Below are 25708 nucleotides of genomic sequence, written 5' to 3'. Positions count from 1 at the left end.
CATGATAAGCCGAGCCGCGTACATGGCGAAACCGCGGTCGACCGGCGTCTCGCCAGAGGCCAGGGCAGCGGCATAGGCACAGGCCGGCTGGTCGTCACTCAGCCCTGGTTCTCGGCCTTGAGAAAATCCACGAAGGCGCGCAGCGGCGAAGGCACGTGGCGGCGATCGTTGTAGTACAGATACGGGCCGTCGAAGCCCTGCCACCAGTGCTCCAGTACCGGTATCAGCGCGCCCTGCGCGAACAGCGGGCCCAGGTACTCCTCGAAGGTGTAGATGATGCCGACGCCGGCCACGGCAGCGCCCACCTCCAGATCCTGGGACGACGACAGCAGCGGCCCCTGGGGCGGCACGCGGACGGTCTCGCCGTCCTTTTCCAACTCCCAGACGCCCAGCTTGCCGCTCTCGAAGCGGTGGCCGATCAGGCGGTGTTCGAGCAGGTCACGCGGGTGCTGCGGCATGCCGTGGCGTGCCAGATAGGCCGGCGAGGCGCCGGCCACGAAGCGCTGCCGGCGTGGCCCGATGGGCACCGCGATCATGTCCTTGGCCAGGCTTTCCTCGTAGCGCACACCGGCATCAAAGCCGCCCGCGACCACGTCGACGAAGGTGTTGTCCATCGCCACCTCGACGCTGACGCCGGGGTAGCGTTCGAGAAACGCGGGGATCAGGCGCGGCAGCACGAAGCGGGCGATGGGCACCGGCACGTTGAGGCGCAAGGTGCCCATGGGCTGTTGCGCCTCGTCGTCAAGATCACTGAAGGCCGCGCCGATTTCAGCGAGGGCCGGGCGCAGCCGCTCCAGCAGGCGCGCGCCAATTTCGGTGGGGTACACGCTGCGGGTGGTGCGGTTGAGCAGGCGCACGCCGAGGTCGCTTTCCAGGCGGCGCACGCAATCGCTGATCGACGAAGCCGGCATGCCGCGCTTCTGCGCAGCCACCCGAAAACCGCCGGCTTCGACCACGGCGGCGAACAGGGCAACGTCCGTCAGGTTGGGCTGGCGCATGGGAAGGGCTCTCGAACTGGAGGGTTGATCGTACGGCTGCCCGTACACAGCGTCCAGTTTTATACGGCTTATCGTGGCCCGCCACCCGTTGAACAATGGTCTACGTCGACGGGCCGCCTTGCCGCGAACCGTCGGATTCCTACCCACGAGAGGACCGAACAATGACAACCAGCATCCTGGCAACGGCCACCCCGGCCACCCCGGCCAACCGCGGCGCCACCTGGCGCAAGTGGCTGGCGACCCTCAGCCTGACCCTGGGCTTCGCACTCGAGGCGAACAGTGTCTCCGCCCAGCAAACCGCACCCAAGCCGGACTGGAGCCTGGCCGACATGCCCTCGCAGAGCGGGCGTATCTTCCTGGTGACCGGCGGCACCAGCGGCATGGGCTTCGAAGATGCCAAGGCCCTGGCCGCCGCTGGCGCCGAAGTGGTGATCGCCGCCCGCAACCCCCAGCGGGGCAGGGAAGCGATAGCGCGTATCAAGGAGGAAATTCGCGGCGCCCAGGTGCAGTTCGAAGAAGTCGACCTGGCCGATCTGGCTTCGGTCAAGGCCCTGGGCGAGCGCCTGAATGCCAAACTGCCGCGCCTCGACGGGCTGATCAACAATGCCGCGGTCATGGCGCCGCCTGAGCGCGGAACCTCGGCCGATGGCCATGAGCTGCAGCTGGCCACCAACTACCTGGGGCACTTCGCCCTGACCGGCCATGTGCTGCCGCTGCTGCGCAAGAGCACTGCCCCGCGGGTGGTCACCCTGTCGAGCATCGCGGCGTTGCGCGGCAACCTCGACTTCGATGACCTGCAGTCCGAGCGGGCCTACAACCCCTATGTCTCCTATGCGCAATCCAAGCTGGCGACCTTGATGTTCGCCTTCGAGCTGCAGCGCCGGAGCCAGGCGCAGGGCTGGGGCATCCAGAGCATCGCCGCGCACCCGGGTGTTGCCGTGACCGAGCTGATCGCCCGCGGCCCGGGGCTGGACAGCGAGTTCGGCCGCAACTGGGCCAAGGATCGCGACGAGTACCATTCCGCCGCCCAGGGCGCACTGCCTACGCTGTATGCCGCCACTGCGCACCAGGCCCAGGGCGGGGCCTATTACGGGCCGACCGGCGAGGAAGAAAAGCGCGGGCCGCTGGGCCTGGCCACGGTGCCAGAGGTGGCCAAAGATGCCGGCGCCGCGGCACGCCTGTGGACGGTTGCCGAGCAACTGACCGGCGTTACCTACCGCTGATAACTCGCCAGGAGCGGCCATCATGCTTTCTACAATTCTGCCGCGGCGCCTCGGCGCCGCCATCAACGCCGAGCGCCACGAGCTGGGACCGGCGCTTGCCGGGTTCGCGTTGTTCTTCTGCCTGTTCTCCGGCTATTTCATGCTGCGGCCCATCCGCGAGTCGATGGGCATCATGGCCGGTGTCGACAACCTGCAATGGCTGTTCACCGCCACCTTCGTGGTGATGCTGGTGGCCGTGCCGCTGTTCGCCTGGCTCAGCTCGCGGGTGCCGCGCATCCACTTCGTCGACTGGGTGTACGGCTTCTTCTGCCTGAACCTGCTGGCCTTCGCCGTGCTGTTCCAGCTCAGCGAGGAGAACGTCTGGCTGGCACGGGTGTTCTACGTGTGGATCTCGGTCTACAACCTGTTCGTGGTGTCGGTGGCCTGGAGCCTGATGGCCGACGTGTTCGACAGCCAGCAGGCCAAGCGGCTGTTCGCCTTTATCGCCGCGGGTGCCAGCGTCGGCGGCCTGGTCGGGCCGGCCATGAGCGCGTTGCTGGTCGGTGTTGTCGGCGAAAGCGGGCTGGTGCTGCTGGCTGGCGTGCTGCTGGGTGTCGCCCTGGCGCTCAAGGCGCCGCTGATGCGCTGGCGGGAAGTCGGCGGCGCCGGCCGGCCTGGCGCGGTGAAGGCCGAGAGTTCGCGCAAGCCGGTGGCCGGCAACCCGTTCAGCGGTCTGACGCGGGTGCTGCAATCGCCGTATCTGTTGGCCATCGCCGGGTTCGTGGTGCTGCTCGCCACGGTGACCACCTTTCTGTACTTCGAGCAGGCGCGCCTGGTGGCCGAACGCTTCCCGGACCGCGACGCGCAGATTCGCGTGTTCGGCATCATCGATGTGCTCGTGCAGGCCGGCGCCTTGCTGTCACAGCTGTTCATCACCGGGCGCATCGCCCAGAAGCTGGGCGTGCGGGTGCTGTTGGCCATGGTGCCGCTGCTGGTCTGCGTGGGTTTCATCGGCCTCGCCCTGGCGCCCACCTTCGCCATGCTGGCCGCGCTGATGATCGTGCGCCGTATCGGTGAATACGCCTTCGTGCGGCCCGGCCGGGAAATGCTCTTCGCCCCGCTGGACGCGGAGAGCAAGTACAAGGCGAAGAACTTCATCGACACCGTGGTCTACCGCGCCGGCGATGCGCTTAGCGGCTGGGTGAAGAGTTTCCTCGATCTGCTTGGCCAGGGCGCGGTACTGGTGGCGCTGGTGGGCGCGGGTTGTGCGTTGCTCTGGGGAGCGCTTGGCTGGTACCTGGGCAGGCAGGCCGACGACATGAGCCGGCGAGGCACGGCCGAGGCAGAGGAGGGCACCAAGGCGCTGCTTGCCACTAACTAATGACCGTTCCTCACGCTCCGCGTCGAATCAGGTGCAGTAGCGGGCGCGGAGCGCCCAGGGCTGCGTTCCCAGGCGGAGCGTGGGAACGATCAGCAGGTTCTTCACGAGTTCTCATAGGGCTTTGACACGTGCTGATGCTCGACCACCCATGAGCCATTGACCTTTCTCAAGCAGAATGTCGCACGTACCAAGTCCTGAAACGTTCTACCGTCTGGCAGCTTACCACCGCAGCGGATGAAGCAATGGGCGAACGCGACATCGTCACCGGCAGTGATCGTCAGGTTCTCAAGATCGAACACCGCTTCACCCTCTGTTTGCGGCTGCCACTCGTCCCAACTGCTCCTGTAGGATTCCGCACTTTCGTACTTCATTGGCGGCAACACATCGAAGATCACCAGGTTCGCGGCGTGGTTGTTCAGAACGTGATCTATCCGGCCTTGCCTGGTTGCCGTGGCCCACTCTTCGAGCACGGTGCGAACTTCGCAGTCGGCTTTGGTTAGTGTCATTGTTCTTTCTCCCTTTGACGACGTTCTCAGGCGCATAACCTTTGGTTAAGGGGCGAGCTTCAGCTCTTGCCAGTGAGCGAAGCGAATCAGCTGTCATTCCATCGGCTGGCGAATGATGGTTTTCCATTTTTCCGGCGCTGCCCTGCGTATGTCGCTCAGGTAGATCTCGTGGTGCTTGCCCCTCAGTGCCGAGTGGCGTGATATGTAGTCGTGCACCCGTTGGATTGTCGGCCCCTCGGCAGCGAATGGGCCAACGTGCATGATTTGCGCGCAGCGGCCCTCTTTGAATGGTTCGAACCGAATCTTTCGTAACCCAGGCAGCCCCTTCCTGTCTTGAGCGTGGGTGATCGCTGCCTGAACCAGCTGCTTGGTGGCTTCTGGTGGCTGCATGATCATCATCGTCCATTTCCAGTTGTCTTTATCGTCGCGGTCGAAGCTGGTCAAGTCGTCGGCCCACCACAAGCCCTCGAGTGGCATTACGACGTAGTCGAGCGCATTTTCCCGCTTTAGCGCGAACTTGATGGTGTACGCGGCACAGTAGAGGGCTTCGACTGCCTCCTTGTACTTCTCGGTGGTGTTGGGGTTGCCCTCGCCATCGATCATGAGAGAGTTGAACGCAGGTACGTCTACCTCGACGACCGTTTTTGCGGAAGGCTTGTATAGGGGCTTTAGCTCGCTTTTCAGGTCAATCGTATTCACCAACCCTCCTATGGCGGCCAACGCCTGAGTCAACCCACGCTGCGAAGCGGCGCCGGCTTGGACGAATCGTTAGGGCGCACCCGACGGCTATACATGCTGAAGGATATTGATCAGCCGGCCCATTGGATCACGCACGTAGAACCGCTTCACGCCCCACGGCTCGGTGGCGGGCCCGTACTCGACCGTGATCCCCGCCTCTTCGATCCTGCGCAGCGCCTCTGCCAAGTCATCCACCTCTACAGACAAATGGGGCACCTCCATTCCCGACCCACCCTCGGATGCGACACTGACCTGAACTGTCATTTGCGTGTCGCCGGTGTACGTTCGGATCCAGCCGTGATTCATGGCCAGTTCCAGACCGAGTACCCCGCGATAAAAGGCATCCGCCTCTGCGGGGCTGGTCGCCTGAATATCAGCGACGATGCGTTTCACTTTCATTGGCTGGCCTTCGCAGCGGCTGTGCGCCCTGACGTTTGGTTAAGGGGCGGGCTTTAGCCGGTCCCAGTGAGCGAAGCGAACGATTTGAACCACTAGTTAGGCTCACGGTGAGTACCGAACAAGATACGGCTCGTCTTTGGATGCTAGGCAATTGTTTCGAAAGCAAAATTCGATGGCACCCCAACGTAGAGATGTTTCGAGAAACTGCCCCGTTATTCCGTGATAGCGTGCTGACTCAAACACGCCAGGAAGCTTGGACAGGGAAGCGTAAGTAAAGTTAGATAAGCCAAATTTTGGAATGGTATTGAAGTCAAGAGGTTCGCCTGTGTCCATTTCAATCGACATGTTGAGGGATCTCTCAACGGCGCCCACCGAAGGAGAGAATACTAGGATCGTCGCGTACGGCCCCTTGTCTTCGCCGGTGAATTCTCGGTTATGGGGAACAGTGAATAGATATGTGGACGGCCCAATTGAATATAACGACTCGCTTGCCTTAACGGTCGGATACGGAATATCAGAGAGCGGACTCCATGATTTAAACCACGATGCGTCATTCATATGAGCGGGCCTAACGATTAAGCTAAGGGGCCGGTTTCGCCGGTCCCAGCGAACGAAGTGAGTGATTTGAGCGCATTGTTGGACACCGCACTCACCTTATTAGCTTAGAAAGCGAACGTATAACTGCCATAGCGTAATTCCGACTGCTGCAATAGCACTGCCTATAAGCGTTAAGGCTTTTTGGTTGCTAGCGTCTGTTAGCCATTTCCAAGAGGCTTCACTCCAGCTGCCAATACTCAGCTTATGCTGTTTTTCAAAACGGTCTCTCTCTGACTTTGTTATCAGCAAGTCTTTGGGTTCAAAGTAGAGTGGTTGCGCATAGCCTGTGCCACTTTCTTTATTTCTTTCTGCTGATGTGTACAGGACTGATACTGCAATTTGCTCGCCCTCTTTTGCTTCAAGTATCCGCCGAGCATCATTTGCCTTGAGGTATCTTATTGGCTGATAAGTAAAGTTTGGGGCAACAAATTGCATGGTGCTTACGGTGGTTGTTCGGATTGCCCCATCGGGTTCAATGGTCTCGCGTTTGTGGCTCCCGATTTCTCTCAAGTAAACGGAGTAAATCAGGAGGTCTCTCCTTGCATAATCGAGTAAAGTCGTTTGATCGACCTTTGAACGAGCCCAGCGATCCATAATTTCAGTCAAAGTGAAATATTCTTTTTCAGGGGCTGGCATTTGGGGGGTACCTCGATATTAGCTTGTGGTGCCCAACGATTAAGCTAAGGGGCCGGCTTTAGCCGGTCCCAGCGAACGAAGTGAGAGCTTTGAGCGTATTGTTAGGTGTTTGCTTAGCACTGATAGCGGTCTTTTATGTGAGCGTTGTAATAGGTACCTTTTGATGCTGACCGCATGAAGCCTTCGTATATATGCGCTGGAACGCGACAGAAGTCGTACGTGTGGCCCTGCTGAAATGTGATTTTCATTCTTCGGCTTGCAGGGTCGTAGCCAATTGCGATGATGGCTGTTGAGCGTACACGTATCATTTCCATGGCATTCACCTAACGTTTGGTTAAGGGGCGGGTTTAGCCCGTCCCAGTGAGCGAAGCGAGCGATTTGAACCACTAGTTAGGTTGCCGGGCGCCGAAGAGTGAGCAGCGCAGCTCCGAAAGACATAAACACCCCCCAACTACACGGTTGATCCATTTTACAAAATGGGGCTTCTGTAGCACGTTTTTCGCGCGAGCAGCAACCGTCGCATAGGCAAGGAGAGCGAAGAACGATAAAACCATAAAAATACTTGTGAGAATGAAGAATTGTGGCAACAACGGCTCTTGTTCGCTGATGAACTGCGGAAAAAGTGCCGTAAAAAATAGAATAGGTTTCGGGTTGAATGCAGCCATAAAAAATGCTTCACGATATAGCAGAAAAGGGCTATGTGTTTTGGTATTAGATAATTGACTAGCTTCAGCTCCCAGTACTGAGGTACGACCAAATAAGTGCCTAATACCGACATAAAATAGGTATAGGGCACCTAGGACTTTGACGATACTAAATAGAAGTGCTGAGGATTTAAGCAGCAGCCCCAAGCCAAGCATTGCAGCTGCTGATAAGCAGAAAAGGCCAGTAATGTTGCCCATAGAAGACCAAATAACCGCACGCATACCAAATGTTACGCCATTGCGCAGAGCCAAAAGGATTGCTGGGCCTGGACTAAGAATTGCGAGACCGGCAACTGCAGAAAAGGCAAGAACGGTTTCAATATTCATAGGTTACCTAACGTTTGGTTAAGGGGCGGGCTTTAGCCCGTCCCAGTGAGCGAAGCGAGCGATTTGAACCACTAGTTAGGTTTACACTGATCGAAATGCAAATTTTCGAAATTCAGAGATTTGTTCCTGATCTTTGAACCAAGATTTAGGAAGCATTTCAAATATGAGGTCACATTGGTAGAGAAGGAAAATACTCTCGCTTTCCTTGATCATTAAGTAATCAGACCATTTTCGCTTTGATTGCCCACTGATGCCCTTGGCCTCAAGGTATTCACTATTCCATGTGTAAAAAAATGGTGATGAAAGATCTTTTTGTTGACTGTAAAGGCGACGGGTTTTCCATGGAATATAGAAAACTGACATGACGAGTTCGCCAATTACGCCACCAACACCAGCACTCCCGATAATGAAGCCTAATTTCTGTTGGAAGAAGAAAAAGCTCATCACTCCAACTGCGATGGCTGCTACAGATACCGCATAGTAGACACGGACTGATTTAGCTCTGTGTAGCCGCTGAGCATTGAGGTAATCGGATGCAGATATGGAACCGGTGATCATTGGATACCTAACTTTTGGTTAAGGGGCGGGCTTTAGCCCGTCCCAGTGAGCGAGGCGAACGATTTGAAGCATTTGTTAGCTGTTACTTGACCAGAACTCATGACCTAATGCCTCTTGCGCGATTTTTCTCGCATGCTCGTCATAGAGCCTACAGCTTTCGATATATTGTAAGAACTCCCGGCATACTTGCTTTTTACCGCCCAAAAATCCGGAGAACCGATCATGGAAATACTGCTTTAATTCCTGACTTTCTTCATCAGGTAGCATTGTGTGGATTATTTGCCAAGAACTTGATTTAATCTTTGGTTCGTCGAAATCACTTGGCGATTCAATAATCGCACTCATGTATGCGGGGAGGTAAAACTCCATGCCAGCAGCATCTAAATAACTCAAAGCCATCATGCATTTGAGAAGGTGCTCTTTCGGTACATCCCACCATTTTCCAATGTAATCGTCTCGTTGAGTTATCTCTCGAAGAATTCTTTCATCTTTGACCCAGTCGTCCTTCGCTACGGCCGCGTGTAGGCCGCAATGTGAAGGGAATGGTACTTCCAAAAATTCTTTTCGAATTTTATGACTTAACGCTTCAGTGGAGTTCATAAATTCACAACTAACGTTTGGTTAAGGGGCGGGCTTTAGCCCGTCCCAGTGAGCGAAGCGAACGATTTGAACCAGTTGTTAGCTGCATACACTCAGGACCGGCCTTTGAATTTTATGTACTCGTGATTTTTACACAAAGCTCTTTTTAGCGTGCCATCGGTTCTTATGATGGAGGCTCCATAGCTAGTATTTATGAAAATCTCACCTTCTGAGGTCATCCATGATTTTTCTGGGGCGGCATCAAGACCGAACAACAACGTGTAATCTAAATTTGAGCCATTTTCGCTTACTAAATATACTCGACCACTGCTATTCATTAGGTGAGAAAGACCGGCAACAACGATTATTCCGACTTCTGTTCTGAATATTTCATGGATATTGTCTTTGAGTAATATTTTGTGAGTTTTGTCGGGCTCTATAAGTACCAGTTCGCCACCCCATTCGCCTCTGTTACTTCCGGCGAGCCATTTATCTCCTATTTTCATGGCTACATGTGGGGTTTGGTTGGCCGTATGCGCTTTTCTTCCGTACTCAATGCGTGCAGGAAAGTTAACTTCATATGAAAGATCTTCCAGTTGATCTTTGTCGCTATCAAGTTTTAGCTTTGTATTTTCTGTGTGTTCGTTGTTATTAGCGCAGTTGACAATAGAGAGCGGAGTGGCAAAGGCTTTTATGCCATGTAAAGCAACACAGATACTAAAGATAATATTTATTGATCTACGCATATTTTTCTTATGAGCTAACGTTTGGTTAAGGGGCGGGCTTTAGCCCGTTCCAGTGAGCGCAGCGAACGGTTTGAACCACTTGTTAGCATCGCAGTACGCGCTTGGCCGTGGCAATGAATTTTTGATGAGCTCAACGACTTCCGAGACCATTGCATTTACGGCTTTTACATCATCATCTACCCATTTTGGCCAGTCCCAATCGTTTCGATGTTGATCTGGTACAACCCTCTGGAGACGGCCATTACCGATTGGCGCTGATTTTTTAGCGAGCAACCAACTAAACTCATTGCTTTTTTGCCATAGAGCTTCACGCAGATTTTCTAATTCTTCGTTTAGAAATTTTGATTCTGCGTAATTCCATTCGGACACAAAGGTATCTATTTCGTCTAGTGACTCAAGATTAAATGAGTTTCCAAAGTCATGTGACTGAAGCAAGTATATTGAGCGCGATCCAGATGGTATGGTTGCCATAAATTTTATATATAAGACTTTATCCGCCTCTATAGTGGCTATTTTATCTTGATTGCTTAATTTTTCATGGCTCAGTTGAAGCCATTTGCTGAAGATGTTATGAGCAAAGGCAGATGTAATTAGGGAAAATCCAACCCAGTAATCAGCGGCGCCAGAACTCAATTCTGCAAGCGAAAAGTGATTGCCTGAGTTCAGATTAAAGGTATCGACTAGCCAGTTGTAGAGGACTAGTTTCAATGGTGTTGGCGTCAGAACAACACCCACGCCAAGGCTGATGATCGCCCAAGTGATCTTGTTGGAGAAGTCTGGAAAAAACCACCTCCTGCCTAGTTTAATAATTAATTCGCGAATATCGGTTTTGCTAAACACGGGGGCTCCATTCTGGGTGCTAACGTTTGGTTAAGGGGCGGGCTTTAGCCCGTCCCAGAGAGCGAAGCGAACGATTTGAACCATTTGTTAGGCTATGTAAGATGTATTATTGTTTCGTCCAGTGGCGATATGGCTTGCTTCTGAGACGAAACGAAGTTTATGCCTGAAATTGGTGACTCAGCAGATTGACAGAACCCCCAATAAGGTCCGTGTTCGCCATCCTTAGGATAGGCCACAATGCTAATTGAGCTCTCGTCTGTGTACTCCGTGTATATGCCAAGAAACATTTTGGAGCTAACCACTTCTGGCTCTTTGGAAAAAGGATTGCGTTCGGGAAGAACGCTGCCAAGCACCAGCGCCAAATCTTCATCTGGAAGTGCTTTGAGGGCGGCCACTAATTCAAGGTTGTTCATGTTCTGTTTTGGTTGCCTAACGCCGCGCTCTGCGGCAAATTTGGAGCGCAGCGGAAAATTTGTCCGACAGCAGCGCCTTGTTAAATTCAATCTTCATCAGTTATTAAGAACAAGGTACAACCAGCGCCAGAAACAGCATAGACGGATAATTCAAATGTTGCCCCGGTTATTCTCCCTGACCACCCGCATACAACGCCTTCTTCTGAGCCTGGGATTGAGCAGTGAGTGTAAAAAGTGGCCCCCTCAGGTAACGAAGACATAAATTCATTAGCAAGGCCTTGGGCTTCCGATAAAGGCATATATGTATATGAGCTGTATGCCAGGCCGCGACGAAACCCAGTAGTTAAAAGAAGGCGAGATTGTTCTTCAGAGATTTCCTTCAACATCTCTTTACATTCACTCAGATCAGCTTCGACATCCTCGATTCGAGGCATAATTTCAAGTAAACCACTATCGAAATCAGTTTTTTCTGATGTTTTAATTTGGAGACAACCTCCAAACTCCTCAAATTTTTCGTACATTGCTCGATAGCTCATTGGAATTTAACGTTTGGTTAAGGGGCGGGCTTTAGCCCGTCCCAGTGAGCGAAGCGAACGGTTTGAACCAATTGTTATGCGCTTAACCGAAGAGGCCAGAGATTGCACTAGTTATGCCTTCGACTATAGCTAGGACGCCGTCGATCATCGCTTCGAGAGTGCCTAAGAGTATTTCTAATGGACCGTCATTACTGAGAGCAACAGGTGTTGCCACGCCTGCAACAGAGAGCGCTACAGCAGCCACAGCAACAGAATGGAAACCCGCCGCTAGAATGTAGATCACGGATGACAGAAGTAGCGTAACGCCGAGGGAATTAAAGATTCTGAGGCCAAGTGACCGTTTGGTTTTCTTTTTCATTTACTCTCCATGTATAACAGAATGCCAAATTGCCGTTGGCGCATAACGTTTGGTTAAGGGGCGGGCTTTAGCCCGTCCCAGCGAGCGGAACGAGCGATTTGAACCAGTTGTTATGCATTGAGCAACTCGGAATCAAACCATACATCTTCAAAATTATTGCCGTCGATAAGAAAACGGTAGCCAGCAGGTAGATCAAGGTAGCCTGCCACCTCTGGCAGGTAGCTGTCGATGTGCTCTATATGCAATGGATAAAAGAAATCGTCAGCGTCGGACAGCTCGCTGCCACACCAGATGTACCAGCCATTACTACCATTTTCTGGTTTATGCCTAAGCCCGTTAATGGGTAACTTCCCGACGGTACTTAAGGCAATTCCAAGTTTTGACCCGCTCTCTGGTTTCTGAGGGGTGACATTCTTCCATTCGCAGATGGTCTGTTCCTTCAGGATTTTCACGGTGTTACTCCGAAGGTGCATAACGTTTGGTTAAGGGGCGGGCTTTAGCCCGTCCCAGCGAGCGGGGCGAGCGATTTGAACCACTAGTTAGAAGTCGTGTACTGTTAGCCCAGGTTTGCCATCAAAGATTTTTTCAAGGGCAGCCGAGATATTTTTGAACTCAAGATCGTCGACCTGAAATTCAATAATATATTTTTCATGCCCATCTAATTTCTTGGCTGGCTCTGGAGGGATCTTTGCCTGTATTTGATTTCTATAAAGATCGACCGCAAGAGTGTCGACTCTTTCGTTTACTTGATCCACAACCATAATTTCTATTTCTTTTGACTCCGGTCTTCGAGTTAGCGAGAAACAATAATTCTTGGACTCATCAACGCAGTAAATCAAGGCCATTTCATAGAAGGGATCATGCGGTGATCCGCTGACTGTCGCATGTAGGATCATGTTGAGTCCTTCTAACGTTTGGTTAAGGGGCGGGCTTCAGCCCGTCCCAGTGAGCGCAGCGAACGGTTTGAACCACTAGTTAGAGGCTGGCTGCTCAGTTGCTTTGCTAATCTTTTTACGTGTTTGACTGGCTAATAAAAGTAAGCTGAGCGAAACAAACAACAACCCCAACGGGTCAAAAATTAACGATGCGTTTTGCCATGGGGTCATTTTTATATTGGCAGCTATCATATTGCCACGCTCATCATTTACATATGAAACCATATCTTGGCTGAAAGAAATTTCATGCATTATTCTAAGTGCAATCATCGCTGATGTGCTTAGAGTAATTATTAATCCGGGTAGGGTGTATTTTACTTTAACTAAAGCTAGACCCGCGATAATAAAAACGGCTAGCGCTGCATGGTATCCGTACTCAATCAGATACTGAGTTATCAATTTAAGCCTCTAACGCTAAATTAAGGGGCGGGCTTTAGCCCGTCCCAACGAGCGCAGCGAGTGGCTTGAATGCCTGGTTAGGCTTCGGTGCCTCGCCGGGCGCAATTGACGAAACGACTCGCTGCTGGATATTGGACTTTGAGCATACGCGTGCAAACCTTCCGGTAAAAGCGCATGGGAATACAAAAATTCGACATACGCGGAATGCCCTACTACCTCGACGCGTATTTGAGTTTGTTGGTGCAAATGTTTCGGCGCGGACTCGAACGAACGACGCGAACTTGCAGACTGACAAAGCCAATTGTTATTTGAACGCATAACTTCCCTGCCCGGTTTTTGCTCTTACGCCTAACGTTTGGTTAAGGGGCGGGCTTTAGCCCGTCCCAGTGAGCGAAGCGAACGGTTTGAACCATTTGTTAGGCATTGGGCCTCGATCTGAACCGTTATCTGATTTTTTGCCACGAACAATCAAGGTGTTGGAGTACTTGAGTAAATTTTGAGGTGTCAATTGGGCCGATGTGTGCGACTTCTATTATTGGCATTACATTATGACCATATGCATTATTTCGTTTCCATTGATCTATTAGGTCGATGCCTTCAATTAATGAATCCTGAACTAGCTCTCGATTGATTTCAATCCAGATTTTATTGCCGCCGTTATTGTTCATAGGCACAAAGGTAAACCAACTGGCTACATATTTCTCGCTGTACGAGTCCGGGTTGAAATCGGTGAAATCAAAGAGACTAATTCCTCCTAGGGTGCGTACATACGGGTAGTGTTTTGGCCCTTGCGCGGTGCAATATCTGGAAGCATCCGGAATGTTTGGCTCCGGAAGTATGGCACCGGTTTCAAGAATCAGCTCATAGCGTGCGGGCGTAGTAGAGTGCCAGAGTCGATTCAAGAGGATTTGCGGAAACGATGCCATGAAAAATGCCTAACGTTTGGTTAAGGGGCCGGCTTTAGCCGGTCCCGAGTGAGCGAAGCGAACGACTTGAACCAGTTGTTAGCCGTTACGGATGTTTCAGTTAAGAAATTAAGTTGTTCCAATGCTTGTGAACAATTTCTGTGGCAGAGCTCCTGGATGTTAGGCATTCCCTTACCATGGCTTCAAGCACGTAATGGTTGAAATTTTTCAGGTGACCTTGGATTGACTCTATTGTGAGTTCAAGGGCGTAATCGAAATTCTCTGACTTGAATTTATTGCTTTTAAATTTCTCGAAAATGAACGTAATAATTTTTTGTGCGTAGTGATGCTCTGGGTGCTGCTCTGAAGATGCCTCCGAAGGCTCCTGCAAGCGTTCGATAACTATTTGTACAAGAGCCAAAATGGAGTCAAGTTTCAACTGAATTTCAGGGATCTCTTTGTTCAAAAAGGCCTTAATGAAGATGGCGGTGCTTTGATTCTGCTGGATTTCTAATATCAGCTCTTCATGATTATGCTTTATTAGCCACTCAATGAAGCTTTGGAAGTCTTTTGTATTTTTCCCATCTCGGCTCGCCGAGAATGCAGATAGTAACCCTACGATTGATGCGTATCCGGATGCTAACTCTGCAAGCATGGGTTTACCTTTAGCGGCTAACGTTTGGTTAAGGGGCCGGCTTTAGCCGGTCCCGAGTGAGCGAAGCGAGCGGCTTGAACCAGTTGTTAGGCTCCAACTGCATTGGGCTGTATCTGAGGTTTAGGCGGAATAATTGAACGTAGTTCTGAGAAGTCATTTTCTGAGCGAGCCGCAATTTCAGACCAGGCGCGTTCGAATGCAGGGCGGCTTATATTGGATTTCATTCCGTCCTCCCAGAACTTCCAGGTTTTATTTGAAATGCGTTTTGTTTGCTTTAGAAATACTTGCTCATTGCAAAGGTCAAAGTAATGATACATTTCGTCAAAGCTAGCAGCATACTCCTCGTCCGTTAATGGCTCTCCAAGTAATGCTTTAGTCGGTAGCCTTGCCGCTAGTTCTCTATATTCCTTTGCTAGGGAATCTTCGAACGTAGTTTCTGCTTGTTTTTTTGATAGCCATATCTGCCATGCGGCGAATATGACTGCGGCCGCCGTTGCTAGATTCGCTGCATCTGATAAGTATGAGGCCACAGTATTTCTGCCCTTGGTGCCTAACGTTTGGTTAAGGGGCGGGCTTTAGCCCGTCCCAGTGAGCACAGCGAACGATTTGAACCATTTGTTATGCAATTACAACTGTGCCTTTCCTGACGACTGCTGCTCTTGGATTGGTTCGGCTCGACGATATAGTGCCAAAAGAATTTTCAACTGTACAAGCTCATTTCCGTTCGTGATTTTTTGTACGGCACTTACTTGTTCTGGACGCAAGTTGAATTCGGAAGATAGGCGCCTAATTGATTGCTGTATAAATACGATGTCGTCTTGCATTAATTTTGACTCGGCCTCTTGAACCTTGATATGGCCTAACCTTCTTCTGTGATAACTTTTTACTATTGTGTCGTATGTTTTGTTGATGGCCAATGCTGAGGCGCATAGCGCACTAACTAAAATACTAACATCTGAAGCGATAGCTATAACGCCACTGAGCTCAATAAAACCCGGAGAGGCATATTGAATTCTATTTATTTGGAGGCGGTATTCATCTGGAGTTAAGCCGTAGGAACCTTTGAAAAAATTAACAACACTGTAACCGCCACCCCATGGGTAAGTGGAAAAATCTAGCCCGACGTATATCCCCTCATCTACGCACTTGAGAACATAGAAAAAGCTATATAGCTGAACGTATTCTTTGGTGACTACGGAAAGATCTTGTAGCTCCCAGCGTTTATCCAGCTTTATTTCAATTTTTCCAATGTCCATACGGTTTCTCAATAAGTGCATAACGATAAAGCTAAGGGGCGGGCTTTAGCCCGTCCCAGTGAACGAAGTGAGCGATTTGAGCGCCTTGTTAGGCATTCCGCTCGCCATTAGTTGAAAGTCTATGCTTTTGCATAAGTCCAAGCCCCCTGTCCTGAGTTGCAAATAGCAGCGCTTGAAAACGCTCTATATCATCAATCAATGAATCTAGGACTGGGAGCTTGAAGTGTGTGCGAATGAACTTGAGCACATGATTGTACCGGGTAGCGGCAGACGGATGTGATTCTGACTCCAAAAACATGCTGCACTTTAAATGTGAAATAACGGTGTAGAAGAGCAATGCCCCTAGCGCTACCTCAAACTCAGCCTGATCCGAGCTATCGCCAAACGTGGACCAGAGAGGGAGCGCTAGACCCAATAAATCAGCTTCAATCTCTTTACGATGTTTTGCGGACAATCCCTGATTTAGAAAAGGAGCAATACGGATTTCCAGCAGTTCAGAGGTTGTTGCGTCTCGTCCAGTATGGCCTAGTAGGTGATGAGCTATTTCGTGGCCAAGCACTACGCGATCCATGAGAGTTGCAATTCTGGCAGCGTTGTCCGCGAGATGATCTGATGGATATATCAATGTTTCATCTTTAAGTCGTATCTCGTTGCCGTTTATTCCCCACTCCAACTGCGCGTTTGCAAGCTTATTTAGGCCTTTTACGACTCCAGCCATTGACAGCAGGACATCCTCAGAATCATCCGGGAGCTCCTGACGTAACGCACAAAGATTTATGAATTCCCCGAAGAGAATTGCATACTGAAAACAAAGATCGGATAGCCCTACGTAGAAGAAAACCAAATCCCCTTCGAATCGTCCCCCAGCATGAATTGCTCCAGCGTTAGCTAAGAAATCTTTTCGTTTAGCCACGAACATACGAGAAATACTGTCTGAAAACGTTCCCGATGTGCTCGCGATAAAATTCTCAATATAGCTTTCAATCAGGATGTCATTGCTCAGATTTGGTACGTGCCCAACAATATTGCTTAGGTCTTCCTTGGAGCTTTTCTCATCGTAAATTGCGCTCTGATGGGCCTGTTGATAGTTCTTTCCGGCCTCATCTGGCGCGATTTCTGAATAGTAAAATTCGCGTGCTGAAAGCATTTCTAGTCCGTTCTCGGATGCCTAACGTTTGGTTAAGGGGCGGGCTTTAGCCCGTCCCAGAGAGCGAAGCGAACGATTTGAACCATTTGTTAGGCTATGTAAGATGTATTATTGTTTCGTCCAGTGGCGATATGGCTTGCTTCTGAGACGAAACGAAGTTTATGCCTGAAATTGGTGACTCAGCAGATTGACAGAACCCCCAATAAGGTCCGTGTTCGCCATCCTTAGGATAGGCCACAATGCTAATTGAGCTCTCGTCTGTGTACTCCGTGTATATGCCAAGAAACATTTTGGAGCTAACCACTTCTGGCTCTTTGGAAAAAGGATTGCGTTCGGGAAGAACGCTGCCAAGCACCAGCGCCAAATCTTCATCTGGAAGTGCTTTGAGGGCGGCCACTAATTCAAGGTTGTTCATGTTCTGTTTTGGTTGCCTAACGTTTGGTTAAGGGGCGGGCTTTAGCCCGTCCCAGCGAGCGGAGCGAGCGATTTGAACCAGTTGTTATGTGTTACCGCAATTTCGAGGCATAACCTCGGTTGACATATATTTTTATGTAGCCATTAAGCCCGTGGCCGGCGATGGCCAAGGACTTCATTTGCTCTATGTGTTGCTGGCCCGCGCTTCGGTAGTTGTATAGGTATGTTGCGCCAGTTGTGAATTGCACGGTTATCGAGTCGTGCCCTATCTCATAAAAAGCCACGCCAGAATCGCCGCCTAGATTCTTGTACCTTTCCATAGTCATTGCTCCTGATTTTTATTTGAATGCACTTAGGCCAATAGGTGTCCTACAACGCCGCCGACTCCAATAGCCCATGTTGTTTCAAAAAGCGAGCTTATGAGAACACGAGTACGAGCAGTTAATGTTTTCACCATAGACACCTCCTTAATGTTGTTTTGATCCGAAGGAACCAAATTGATACTTGCGTAGCGCAACAAAACCAGCAGAAGGGCTACAGAGCCAACAAGCGCCACAGGGACTGTCAGTCCCCCACCTATTACCCCTATCGGCCTAAATGCACTCCTTACACATAACAGTGATTAGATAGAATTCTGCATTAACGCAATAGTAGAGCGTTCTATATAAGTACGCATCGATCGCCATCACATAAATAAAAAATCTATCTTAATCAATCATTTATACGGTCTCTGCTGACGGCAGCCGGTATTCGCTTGACTTCCGCTTTTAGCTCATCCATTACTACTGTACAAAAAAACAGCTCAGGTAGATCGACATGGACAGTCCTCCCGCCAAGCCACGCCTGCGTGAGCAGGTAACAGCCGTGATGCGCACGCATCATTACAGCATCCGAACCGAAAAGTCGTATTGGTACTGGATTCGTTATTTCATTCGCTTCAATGGGTTACGTCATCCGTTGGAGCTAGGGACCACCGAGGTCAATGCATTTTTGACCTGGCTGGCAGTGGAGCGCAAGGTCGCGGCTGCTACTCAGAATCTGGCTCTCAATGCATTGGTCTTTCTCTACGCAAGGGTTTTGGAACAACCACTCGGTCAGGTTGGTGAGGTGGTGCGGGCCAAGCGCTCTCAGCGTATTCCCTGTGTACTGACGCATGCCGAAGCAACAGCGTTAATCGCGTTGCTCGGTCAGCCTTATCAACTGCTAGCTTCTTTGATGTATGGCGCAGGTTTACGCGTGGTGGAGGCTGCGCGGCTGCGTATCAAGGATGTGGATTTCGAGCGCCAGGTGCTGACCGTACATGACGGCAAGGGGGCAAAAGACCGCACGACGCTGCTGCCAGGCTCACTGATCACTCCACTACTGGAGCGTAGGCAGCGTATGTTCGACGCATGGAAGCACAAAGATGCGTTTTACCGGCAGCCGGTCAGTCTGCCCTTCGCCCTACGACGCAAGTACCCCGATGCCGGTCATTCGTTCGAATGGCAATGGCTGTTTCCATCCAGCGCGCTCTGCATGGACGAAGATGGCCACGTCGTTCGTCATCACATTCATGTTACATCCATCCAGAAGGCCGTTCGGCAAGCCGTGCGCCGCAGCGCACTGCACAAACCGGCAAGCTGCCATACCTTTCGCCACAGCTTTGCCACCGAGTTGCTGCGCCGTGGCAGTGATATTCGAACCGTACAAACACTGCTTGGCCATGCTGATGTACGCACGACGCAGATTTACACCCACGTTCTGGGGCAAGGCTTTGCCGGTGTCGTCAGCCCGTTGGGGTGAGCAACCGGTAGCCCGAACGTACCGCCGCCATGGCCTCGCATCAGCCAGCGAGCGGGGTGGATCTGGGCGCGTAGCCGGCGCTGTTCTCATTCACCATCGTGGTCGTCGGGCTGCGCGATGTTCACCCTGGACGCTGGTGCTGAATATCGTCTGGCTGGATCAGCAAGAGCACTGATTCGAACGCTTGCTTTTCAGGCGCAGGGCGTAAGTCGCGCAGCCAATAAAAAACCTGCAAGCGCAGGTTTTTTATTGAGCACGGTAGGGCGAGGGATTAAACCCGCTCAGCCCACATATCGTATTCATCGGCATCGACGATGCGTACGCGCACCTTGTCGCCTGGCTGGAAGTCGGTGCCTTCGATAAACACGCTGCCGTCGATTTCCGGGGCGTCGGCCCAGGAGCGGGCGACGGCGCCCTGGTCGTCGACTTCGTCGATCAGCACGTCCATTTCGCGGCCGATCTTCATCTGCAGGCGAGCGGTGCTGATGGCCTGTTGGTGGGCCATGAAGCGATCCCAGCGATCCTGTTTAACGTCATCGGGCACGATGTCGACGTCCAGGTCGTTGGCTGGCGCACCTTCTACTGGCGAGTACTGGAAGCAGCCGACGCGGTCGAGCTGGGCTTCGGTCAGCCAGTCGAGCAGGTACTGGAAGTCTTCTTCGGTTTCGCCGGGGAAGCCGACGATGAAGGTCGAGCGGATGGTCAGGTCCGGGCACTGCTCGCGCCAGGATTTGATGCGCGCCAGGGTGCGGTCTTCGAAGGCCGGGCGCTTCATCAGCTTGAGGACGCGCGGGCTGGCGTGCTGGAAGGGGATGTCCAGGTACGGCAGCAGCTTGCCGGCAGCCATCAGCGGGATGATGTCGTCGACGTTGGGGTAGGGGTACACGTAGTGCAGGCGCACCCACACGCCCATGCTGGAGAGCGCTTCGCAGAGCTCTTTCATGCGCGTCTTGACCGGCTGGCCGTTCCAGAAGTCGGTCTTGTACTTGAGGTCGACGCCGTAGGCGCTGGTGTCCTGGCTGATCACCAGCAGTTCCTTGACGCCGGCCTTGACCAGGCGCTCGGCCTCGCCCAGCACGTCGCCGACCGGACGGCTGACCAGCTTGCCGCGCATCGAGGGGATGATGCAGAAGCTGCAGCTGTGGTTGCAGCCTTCGGAAATCTTCAGGTAGGCGTAGTGGCGCGGGGTGAGCTTGACGCCTTGCGGCGGCACCAGATCGATCAGCGGGTTGTGGTCCTGGCGCGGCGGCACTACCTCGTGCACGGCGTTGACCACCTGCTCGTACTGCTGTGGGCCGGTGACCGACAGCACGCTGGGGTGCACGTCACGGATGCTGCCTTCTTCGACGCCCATGCAGCCGGTGACGATGACCTTGCCGTTTTCCTTGATCGCTTCGCCGATCACTTCCAGGGACTCGGCCTTGGCGCTGTCGATGAAGCCGCAGGTGTTGACCACCACCACGTCGGCGTCCTGATAGGTCGGCACGACCTCATAACCTTCCATGCGCAGTTGGGTCAGGATGCGTTCGGAATCGACCAGGGCTTTCGGGCAGCCAAGGGAGACGAACCCAACTTTCGGGGTGGCGGTGGTGGTCATGCAGGTGAACCTCAGGGCTAAGACGGGCCGGGCGCTTTGCGCGCCTCTGGTCAAAAAGTGCGCAATTCTAGCGGCGCCTCGGCGGTATTTCCAGTTGATCTTTACCGTGCGGCGGGAAAATAACCGGTATTGCCATGGCCGCTCACTGGCTGTGGCGGATCAGGGCGGGGATGGCACGCAGGTAGATCAGCTCGCCGACCAGCTCCACCAGCGTCTGGGTGATGATCGCGGCGGCCGCCAGCATGCGCAGCTCGGCCGGCAATGCCATGGCCAGGGGCAACACCACCAGCGAATTGCGTGTCGAGGCGCTGAAGGTCACGGCCACCCCTGTGCCCGTCGGTAGCTGGAACAACCGCGCGGTCAGTGCGCCGATCAGCGGGGCGACGAGCAGGAAGGCCAGGTAGATCGGCACAACCGGGAGCAAACGTTCGATGTCACGCACGATAGGCGTGATCTGCGCACCCACCACCAGCATCAGCACGGCCGCCATGGCCGGCACCGGCAGCCAGGCCCAGCCATGGCTCCAGGCGCTGGCGGCCCGCGAGTGTTTCGCCGCCGCTTCGGTAAGCACCGCCAACACCAGGGGTGCGACGATCAGGGTCAGGAAGGCTTCGATAAAGGGTGCGCTGGCAATCGGTACCGCGAGCGAGTCGCCGAGCATCAGCGTCAGGTACAGCGGCAGCAGGGCGAGTTGCAGCACCAGGAGGATGGGCGTGGCGGCCAGCAGCCGCCGCGAGTCGCCCTTGCCGATATGGGTGAAGACCACCACGTAATCGATGCACGGGGTCAGCAGCACCAGCAGGGCGCCGATCAACAGGGCCGGGTGGCTGGCGAGCGGACGGGTGAGCAGCCAGACGAGCAGGGGGATCAGAACGAAGTTGGCGACCAGCAGGGCGGCCATGAAGCGCCGATCGATCAGGGCTTCGCGCAACGTGAGGAAGGGAATCTGCAAGAACATCGTGTACATCAGTACGGCGATGGCCGGGGTGATCAGCATTTGCAGGCTGGCGGCGTGCTCTGGGGCCAGCAGCCCCGCCATGCACGCCACCAGCACGGCGAGCAGGTAGAGGGGCACCTGCTGGCGTTCCAGTGTCTCCCTGCTCATGCTGCCACCCCTGTCAAAAGCCGCACAGCCTAGGTGCTGGTTGTGCGGCTGTCGAGGGGCCTGTCAACCGTTCAGTGCTGGCGCTTCTTGATCGCGGCGATCAGGCGCTCGGCCAGCGCGGGGTAGTTTTCATCGTAATGATGGCCGCCCGGCAGCTCGAGTTTCTCGCCGACGCTCTGCTCCTGGGTGCAGCCGCTTTCCGGCGCTTCCTCGGTGCCGTAGACGCACAGCACCTTCTCGGCCGGCAGCTTGATCAGCTCCGGGCCGGTGGCGGCTTCGTCGGCGTCCTTGCCGAGCCAGCCTTCTACCCGAATCTCGAACGCGCCGCTGCGCGCCAGGGCCAGCAGCAACACGGCGTCGACCTGCTGCTTGTCGCTGTCGGGCAGGCGGTTGTAGAGCGCCGGCATCACGTCGGCACCGAAGGAGTAGCCGATCAGCACGAAACGCTTGGCGTGCCACTTCTCGCGGTAATCGCGCATCATCTCGGAGAGGTCGCTGGCGGCCTGCTCCGGGCTCTTGCGTTGCCAGAAGTAACGCAGGGTATCGACGCCGACCACCGGGTAGCCGCGCTTGGCCATCTGCTCGGCCACGGCCTTGTCCAGGTCGCGCCAGCCCCCGTCGCCGGAGTAGAACAGGCTCACGGTATCGCCAGGCGGCGTGGACGGCACCTCGACCACCGGCAGGTCGTCGCTGGCGCCCTGCAGCAGGCGGCGCACCTGGGTGATCAGCAGCGCCTTGGGCGCGCTGTGGTAATCGCCGATCAGGGTTTCGGCATTGCTCTGCTGGCGCACGAACAGGGCGGTGGCGTCATCCGGGTTGTCGTTCCACACGGCCAGCCAGTGACCATGGGCACTGGTTGCCGGGGGCGGGCTTGGGCAGTCGGTTTTCTCCAGCGAGAAGCCGACCGAGATCGCCTGCGCCTTGTCGTCGGTCTGGGTGGCCAGCCACCGCCAGGCGAGCATGGCGGCGTTGTCGCTGCCGGCCAGCAGGTTCAGTGGCCCGCCTATCTGCCTGGTGGCTTCTTGCAGGTTCTGCGTCTGGGCTTCACAGCTCTGCGGCGAGGCCGGGTACTGGCCGATCACGGCGTGGTTGGACTGCGCCAGTTCCAGCAGTTCGTCATCACCGAGCAACTGATCGTTCGGCAGTACCAGCAGTACGCGGCGGTGCACCTTGCCGCCCGGCGTGGCCACCCGCAACTCGTTGCCCGCAGCCAGCGGGTGATGCGCCAGGCTCGCCGCGGCAGGCGGGCGCAGCCAGTAGTAGAGGCCGCCGGCGATCAGTGCCAGCAGCAGGGCGAGGATGGGCAGGAGACGTTTGGCAGTACGGGTCATCAGCGTTTCACCAGTCCGGTAAAGCCACCGGCGATCAGCGCGGCGGTGTCGGTCAGTGCCACCAGCGGGTCGAGCCCTGCGGGTACGGCCATGTAGCGGGGCTCCCAGTCAGGCTGGAACTTGTCCTTGAAGCGGCGCAGGCCCTGGAAGTTGTAGAACGCCTCACCACGCTTGAACACCAGGGCGCCAAGGCGCTGCGTCAGCGGTGCGCCGCGGCGTGGCTGGAGACCCGAGAGCGGCACCATGCCCAGGCTGAAGCGGGCGAAGCCGGCGGCCTTGAAGTGCAGGATCAGGCCGAGCATGAGGAATTCCATGGTCAGCTTCGGCGCGTCCGGCAGCACGCGCATCAGGTCCAGGGTGGCCAGGTCGCGGCTGTCGGTTTCCAGCAGGTTGGCGAAGGCCACCGCGCGGCCTTCGACCCGGGCGATGACGATGCGGAAGCGGTTCAGGTAGGCCGGATCGAAACGGCCCAGGGAGAAGCCTTTCTCGCGCATCTGCTTGCCGCCCAGCCAGGCATCGGAGATGGTGCGCAGCTCGTCGAACGGTGCCTGGCCGGGTTCATGGAACTCCAGGATCAGGCCATCGCGCTGGCCGCGGTTCCAGGTGTAGCGCAAGTCCTTCATGGCCTTGCCGGTGCTTTCCAGCTCGAAGCGGTTCAGGTCGACGCGCGCTTCTTCGCCAAGCTTGATGGCGGTCAGGCCGATGTCCATGTACAGCGGCAGGTTTTCGGCGCGCACCTGGTAGAACACCGGGCGGGTGTGGTGGCGGTCGCACAGGTCGCGGAACTGCCACACCAGTTCGGCGCGGCGCTGCGCCGTGCCGATGGGGTCGAACAGCGCGATCATGCTGCGCGCACGGCGCGAGTACATCAGAAAGGCGTCGCCTTCGGGGTGTATCAGCAGCGCCTTGTCGCCGGTCAGGGCGAGGCCGCCATCGGCCTGGCCGGAGGCCTTGACGATCTGCGCGGCACGGTCCAGCTCCTCGCTGCTCGGCAGGGTGATGGCTGGCGGTGCGGCGCGTAGCAGCCAGGCCAGGAACACCACGCCAAGCACCAGTACGCAGCCCAGGGCGGCACGCAGGCCCCGTGGGGCATCGGCGTTGACCGCGAATTGCCACCACAGCTGGTGCTCGTAGGGCACGTCCTGATACGCGAAGAACAGCAGCCAGATCGACGCGCCGAGCACGCAGGTACTGGCCGCCAGGTGCCAGGGCGAGAAGGGCAGTTCCATCAGCCGGCTGGGGCGGTAGAAGTAGGGGCGAAACAGCGCCAGCAGGCCGGCGGTGATGCTCAGCAGCAGCGCTTCTTCCCAGTCGAAGCCCTTGAGCAGGGACAGGATGGCACCGGTGATCAGCAGGCCCAGGGTCATTGCCCAGGCTGCCGACAGGCGCCGCCGCAGCCCCTGAGCGAGCAGCAGACAGAGCAGGCCAATCAGGCTGGCGCCAAAGTGCGAGGCATCGATCAGGCGGTGGGGGATGAGAAAATCAAGGATCTCCAGGCGCTCGTCCAGGCTCGGCGTGGCACCGGAGAACAGCAGCACCATGCCGGAAATGAACACCAGCAGCGCGAGGATCGGCGCAGCCAGACCGCTGGCCGCACGGATCGCCTGGCGCGCGCTGATGAGGCGGCGCAGTTCCATGCCCAGCAACAGCAGGCAAGCCACCAGCAGCGGCAGCACGATGTAGATGAGGCGATACAGCAGCAGTGCGGCGGCCAGGGGCGCTGCGCCCAGTTCGCTGGCAAAGGCGGCGAGCAGCACGGCTTCGAACACACCGACGCCACCCGGCACGTGACTGAGCACGCCGGCCGCCAAGGCGATCAGGTAAACCAGCAGGAACGTGCTGAAGGGCGGGGCCTCGGGCAGCAGCAGATACAGCACCCCGGCGGCGGCACTGACATCAATCAGGGTGATCAGTACCTGCAGCAGCGTCAGCTTGGCATCGGGCATGCGCAGCAGGTGCCGGCTCACCCGCACGGTCACGCAGTCCGGTGCCGGACGCTCTTTGAGCCGGGCGCGGTGCAGCTTCAACAGCAGCGCAGCGGCAATGGCCAGGATGACCAGACTGATAGTCACCAGCACCGGTTGCGGCAGGCGCAATGCGGCGGCGGCATCGGCGGGGTCAGCCAGTGCGGCGAGCGCGGCAAGTACCGGCAGGGCGCAGCCAAGCGAAAGGCTGGCGAATACCGTCATGCGAGCGATCTCGAGCCCACCGATGCCATGCCGCGAATACAGCCGATAGCGGATCGAGCCGCCCGAAAGCATCGACAGGCCAACCGCGTTGCCGATGGCGAACGCACAGAAACCGCCGGTGGCCAGGGTTCGGCCGGGAAGGCTGACGGCCGCATAGCGGCTGGCCGACCATTCATAGCCGAGCAGGGCGATAAAGCCCGCAATGGTCAGGCCGACGGCGCCGAACAGATTGGCCGTGGGCACCGCCAGGATGGAGGCGTGCAGCGCGCTGGGGTCCAGCTCATTGAGCAGATGACGGCAGGCGAGCAAGGCAATCACGAACAGTGCCAGAGCGACACTCAGGCCCAGAGGCTGGCGGTATCGATCCAGGCGCTGGCGCCAGAGCAGAAGTTGAGATTTGGGCAGGGAAGGTGGAACAGTAGCGTCGGAGCTGGCGCGCATCGGATACCTCTTGGGCAGTGCGGCTCAGATTGAA

General features: G+C 55.1%; 30 protein-coding genes. 3 read left to right on the top strand and 27 right to left on the bottom strand.

The window, feature by feature from the left end; genetic code table 11:
- Positions 1–98: 98 nt before the first annotated feature.
- On the bottom strand, positions 99–998 hold the full coding sequence (locus tag QYS36_RS11335) for a LysR family transcriptional regulator (RefSeq protein WP_308839567.1): 900 nt from the start codon (positions 996–998) through the stop codon (positions 99–101).
- Positions 999–1159: 161 nt separating this feature from the next.
- Here QYS36_RS11335 and QYS36_RS11330 point away from each other — a divergent pair, with 161 nt between their 5' ends.
- Together QYS36_RS11330 and QYS36_RS11325 are read left to right on the top strand one after the other, a co-directional pair.
- The gene (locus tag QYS36_RS11330) at positions 1160–2221 is read left to right on the top strand and encodes an SDR family oxidoreductase (protein ID WP_308839566.1); all 1062 of its coding nucleotides are present in this window, start codon (positions 1160–1162) and stop codon (positions 2219–2221) included.
- Between the two features lie 22 nt (positions 2222–2243).
- Positions 2244–3581 carry an MFS transporter gene (locus tag QYS36_RS11325; protein ID WP_308839565.1) on the top strand — a complete coding sequence of 446 codons (1338 nt, stop codon included), beginning with the start codon at positions 2244–2246 and terminating at the stop codon, positions 3579–3581.
- A 101-nt stretch (positions 3582–3682) separates the two neighbouring features.
- On the opposite strand, the gene QYS36_RS11320 is transcribed toward QYS36_RS11325, so the two are convergent.
- From QYS36_RS11320 to QYS36_RS11215, 22 genes are all read right to left on the bottom strand, one after another.
- The gene (locus QYS36_RS11320) at positions 3683–4087 is read right to left on the bottom strand and encodes a nuclear transport factor 2 family protein (protein ID WP_308839564.1); all 405 of its coding nucleotides are present in this window, start codon (positions 4085–4087) and stop codon (positions 3683–3685) included.
- Positions 4088–4180: 93 nt separating this feature from the next.
- Positions 4181–4786, bottom strand: coding sequence for a GyrI-like domain-containing protein (locus tag QYS36_RS11315; protein WP_308839563.1), 606 nt, complete (start codon positions 4784–4786; stop codon positions 4181–4183).
- 87 nt (positions 4787–4873) lie between these two features.
- Positions 4874–5224: a VOC family protein gene (locus QYS36_RS11310; RefSeq protein ID WP_308839562.1), complete on the bottom strand. Its 351-nt coding sequence runs from the start codon at positions 5222–5224 to the stop codon at positions 4874–4876.
- A 657-nt stretch (positions 5225–5881) separates the two neighbouring features.
- Positions 5882–6457 (bottom strand): hypothetical protein, encoded by a 576-nt coding sequence (locus QYS36_RS11305; protein ID WP_308839561.1) that lies wholly within the window; start codon positions 6455–6457, stop codon positions 5882–5884.
- 113 nt (positions 6458–6570) lie between these two features.
- Positions 6571–6765 carry a KTSC domain-containing protein gene (locus QYS36_RS11300; protein ID WP_308839606.1) on the bottom strand — a complete coding sequence of 65 codons (195 nt, stop codon included), beginning with the start codon at positions 6763–6765 and terminating at the stop codon, positions 6571–6573.
- A gap of 78 nt (positions 6766–6843) precedes the next feature.
- Complete coding sequence (locus QYS36_RS11295) at positions 6844–7488, bottom strand: LysE family translocator (RefSeq protein WP_308839560.1); 645 nt, start codon at positions 7486–7488, stop codon at positions 6844–6846.
- A gap of 81 nt (positions 7489–7569) precedes the next feature.
- Complete coding sequence (locus QYS36_RS11290; protein WP_308839559.1) at positions 7570–8046, bottom strand: YcxB family protein; 477 nt, start codon at positions 8044–8046, stop codon at positions 7570–7572.
- A gap of 75 nt (positions 8047–8121) precedes the next feature.
- Positions 8122–8646, bottom strand: a complete 525-nt coding sequence (locus tag QYS36_RS11285; protein ID WP_308839558.1) for a DUF6714 family protein — start codon at positions 8644–8646, stop codon at positions 8122–8124.
- Between the two features lie 92 nt (positions 8647–8738).
- Entirely contained in the window at positions 8739–9371 is a 633-nt protein-coding gene (locus tag QYS36_RS11280; RefSeq protein WP_308839557.1) for a hypothetical protein, read from the bottom strand.
- A 39-nt stretch (positions 9372–9410) separates the two neighbouring features.
- Positions 9411–10211 (bottom strand): hypothetical protein, encoded by an 801-nt coding sequence (locus QYS36_RS11275; protein ID WP_308839556.1) that lies wholly within the window; start codon positions 10209–10211, stop codon positions 9411–9413.
- A 92-nt stretch (positions 10212–10303) separates the two neighbouring features.
- Entirely contained in the window at positions 10304–10624 is a 321-nt protein-coding gene (locus tag QYS36_RS11270) for a hypothetical protein (protein ID WP_308839545.1), read from the bottom strand.
- A gap of 86 nt (positions 10625–10710) precedes the next feature.
- Positions 10711–11145 carry a hypothetical protein gene (locus QYS36_RS11265; RefSeq protein WP_308839555.1) on the bottom strand — a complete coding sequence of 145 codons (435 nt, stop codon included), beginning with the start codon at positions 11143–11145 and terminating at the stop codon, positions 10711–10713.
- 97 nt (positions 11146–11242) lie between these two features.
- A complete protein-coding gene (locus QYS36_RS11260; protein WP_308839554.1) occupies positions 11243–11518 on the bottom strand; it encodes a hypothetical protein in 276 nt (91 codons plus the stop codon).
- Positions 11519–11628: 110 nt separating this feature from the next.
- Complete coding sequence (locus QYS36_RS11255) at positions 11629–11970, bottom strand: hypothetical protein (RefSeq protein ID WP_308839553.1); 342 nt, start codon at positions 11968–11970, stop codon at positions 11629–11631.
- An 87-nt stretch (positions 11971–12057) separates the two neighbouring features.
- Positions 12058–12414 carry a hypothetical protein gene (locus QYS36_RS11250; protein WP_308839552.1) on the bottom strand — a complete coding sequence of 119 codons (357 nt, stop codon included), beginning with the start codon at positions 12412–12414 and terminating at the stop codon, positions 12058–12060.
- Between the two features lie 75 nt (positions 12415–12489).
- Complete coding sequence (locus QYS36_RS11245) at positions 12490–12852, bottom strand: hypothetical protein (RefSeq protein WP_308839551.1); 363 nt, start codon at positions 12850–12852, stop codon at positions 12490–12492.
- Between the two features lie 443 nt (positions 12853–13295).
- On the bottom strand, positions 13296–13778 hold the full coding sequence (locus tag QYS36_RS11240; RefSeq protein WP_308839550.1) for a hypothetical protein: 483 nt from the start codon (positions 13776–13778) through the stop codon (positions 13296–13298).
- A 100-nt stretch (positions 13779–13878) separates the two neighbouring features.
- On the bottom strand, positions 13879–14412 hold the full coding sequence (locus tag QYS36_RS11235) for a hypothetical protein (RefSeq protein ID WP_308839549.1): 534 nt from the start codon (positions 14410–14412) through the stop codon (positions 13879–13881).
- 86 nt (positions 14413–14498) lie between these two features.
- Positions 14499–14942: a hypothetical protein gene (locus QYS36_RS11230; RefSeq protein ID WP_308839548.1), complete on the bottom strand. Its 444-nt coding sequence runs from the start codon at positions 14940–14942 to the stop codon at positions 14499–14501.
- 96 nt (positions 14943–15038) lie between these two features.
- Complete coding sequence (locus tag QYS36_RS11225) at positions 15039–15668, bottom strand: hypothetical protein (protein ID WP_308839547.1); 630 nt, start codon at positions 15666–15668, stop codon at positions 15039–15041.
- 88 nt (positions 15669–15756) lie between these two features.
- Positions 15757–16815: a hypothetical protein gene (locus QYS36_RS11220; protein ID WP_308839546.1), complete on the bottom strand. Its 1059-nt coding sequence runs from the start codon at positions 16813–16815 to the stop codon at positions 15757–15759.
- A gap of 94 nt (positions 16816–16909) precedes the next feature.
- Positions 16910–17230 (bottom strand): hypothetical protein, encoded by a 321-nt coding sequence (locus QYS36_RS11215; RefSeq protein WP_308839545.1) that lies wholly within the window; start codon positions 17228–17230, stop codon positions 16910–16912.
- 815 nt (positions 17231–18045) lie between these two features.
- Here QYS36_RS11215 and QYS36_RS11210 point away from each other — a divergent pair.
- Positions 18046–19011, top strand: coding sequence for an integron integrase (locus QYS36_RS11210; RefSeq protein ID WP_308839544.1), 966 nt, complete (start codon positions 18046–18048; stop codon positions 19009–19011).
- 271 nt (positions 19012–19282) lie between these two features.
- Here the strand turns inward: QYS36_RS11210 and rimO are convergent, their stop codons facing one another.
- The 4 genes from rimO to mprF all read right to left on the bottom strand — a co-directional run bounded on the left by rimO (position 19283) and on the right by mprF (position 25674).
- Positions 19283–20608, bottom strand: a complete 1326-nt coding sequence (gene rimO, locus QYS36_RS11205) for a 30S ribosomal protein S12 methylthiotransferase RimO (protein ID WP_308839543.1) — start codon at positions 20606–20608, stop codon at positions 19283–19285.
- Between the two features lie 142 nt (positions 20609–20750).
- Positions 20751–21713: an arsenic resistance protein gene (locus tag QYS36_RS11200; RefSeq protein ID WP_308839542.1), complete on the bottom strand. Its 963-nt coding sequence runs from the start codon at positions 21711–21713 to the stop codon at positions 20751–20753.
- A 71-nt stretch (positions 21714–21784) separates the two neighbouring features.
- Positions 21785–23044: an AcvB/VirJ family lysyl-phosphatidylglycerol hydrolase gene (locus QYS36_RS11195; RefSeq protein WP_308839541.1), complete on the bottom strand. Its 1260-nt coding sequence runs from the start codon at positions 23042–23044 to the stop codon at positions 21785–21787.
- Positions 23044–25674, bottom strand: a complete 2631-nt coding sequence (gene mprF / locus QYS36_RS11190) for a bifunctional lysylphosphatidylglycerol flippase/synthetase MprF (RefSeq protein WP_308839540.1) — start codon at positions 25672–25674, stop codon at positions 23044–23046. The genes QYS36_RS11195 and mprF overlap by 1 nt, the downstream gene beginning before the upstream one ends.
- Between the last annotated feature and the right edge of the window lie 34 nt (positions 25675–25708).

It is taken from the genome of Pseudomonas sp. G34 (assembly GCF_031119625.1).
GTDB lineage: Bacteria > Pseudomonadota > Gammaproteobacteria > Pseudomonadales > Pseudomonadaceae > Aquipseudomonas.
Note: the sequence above shows the minus strand (reverse complement) of the source record. Positions and strands in the feature narration are given on the sequence as shown.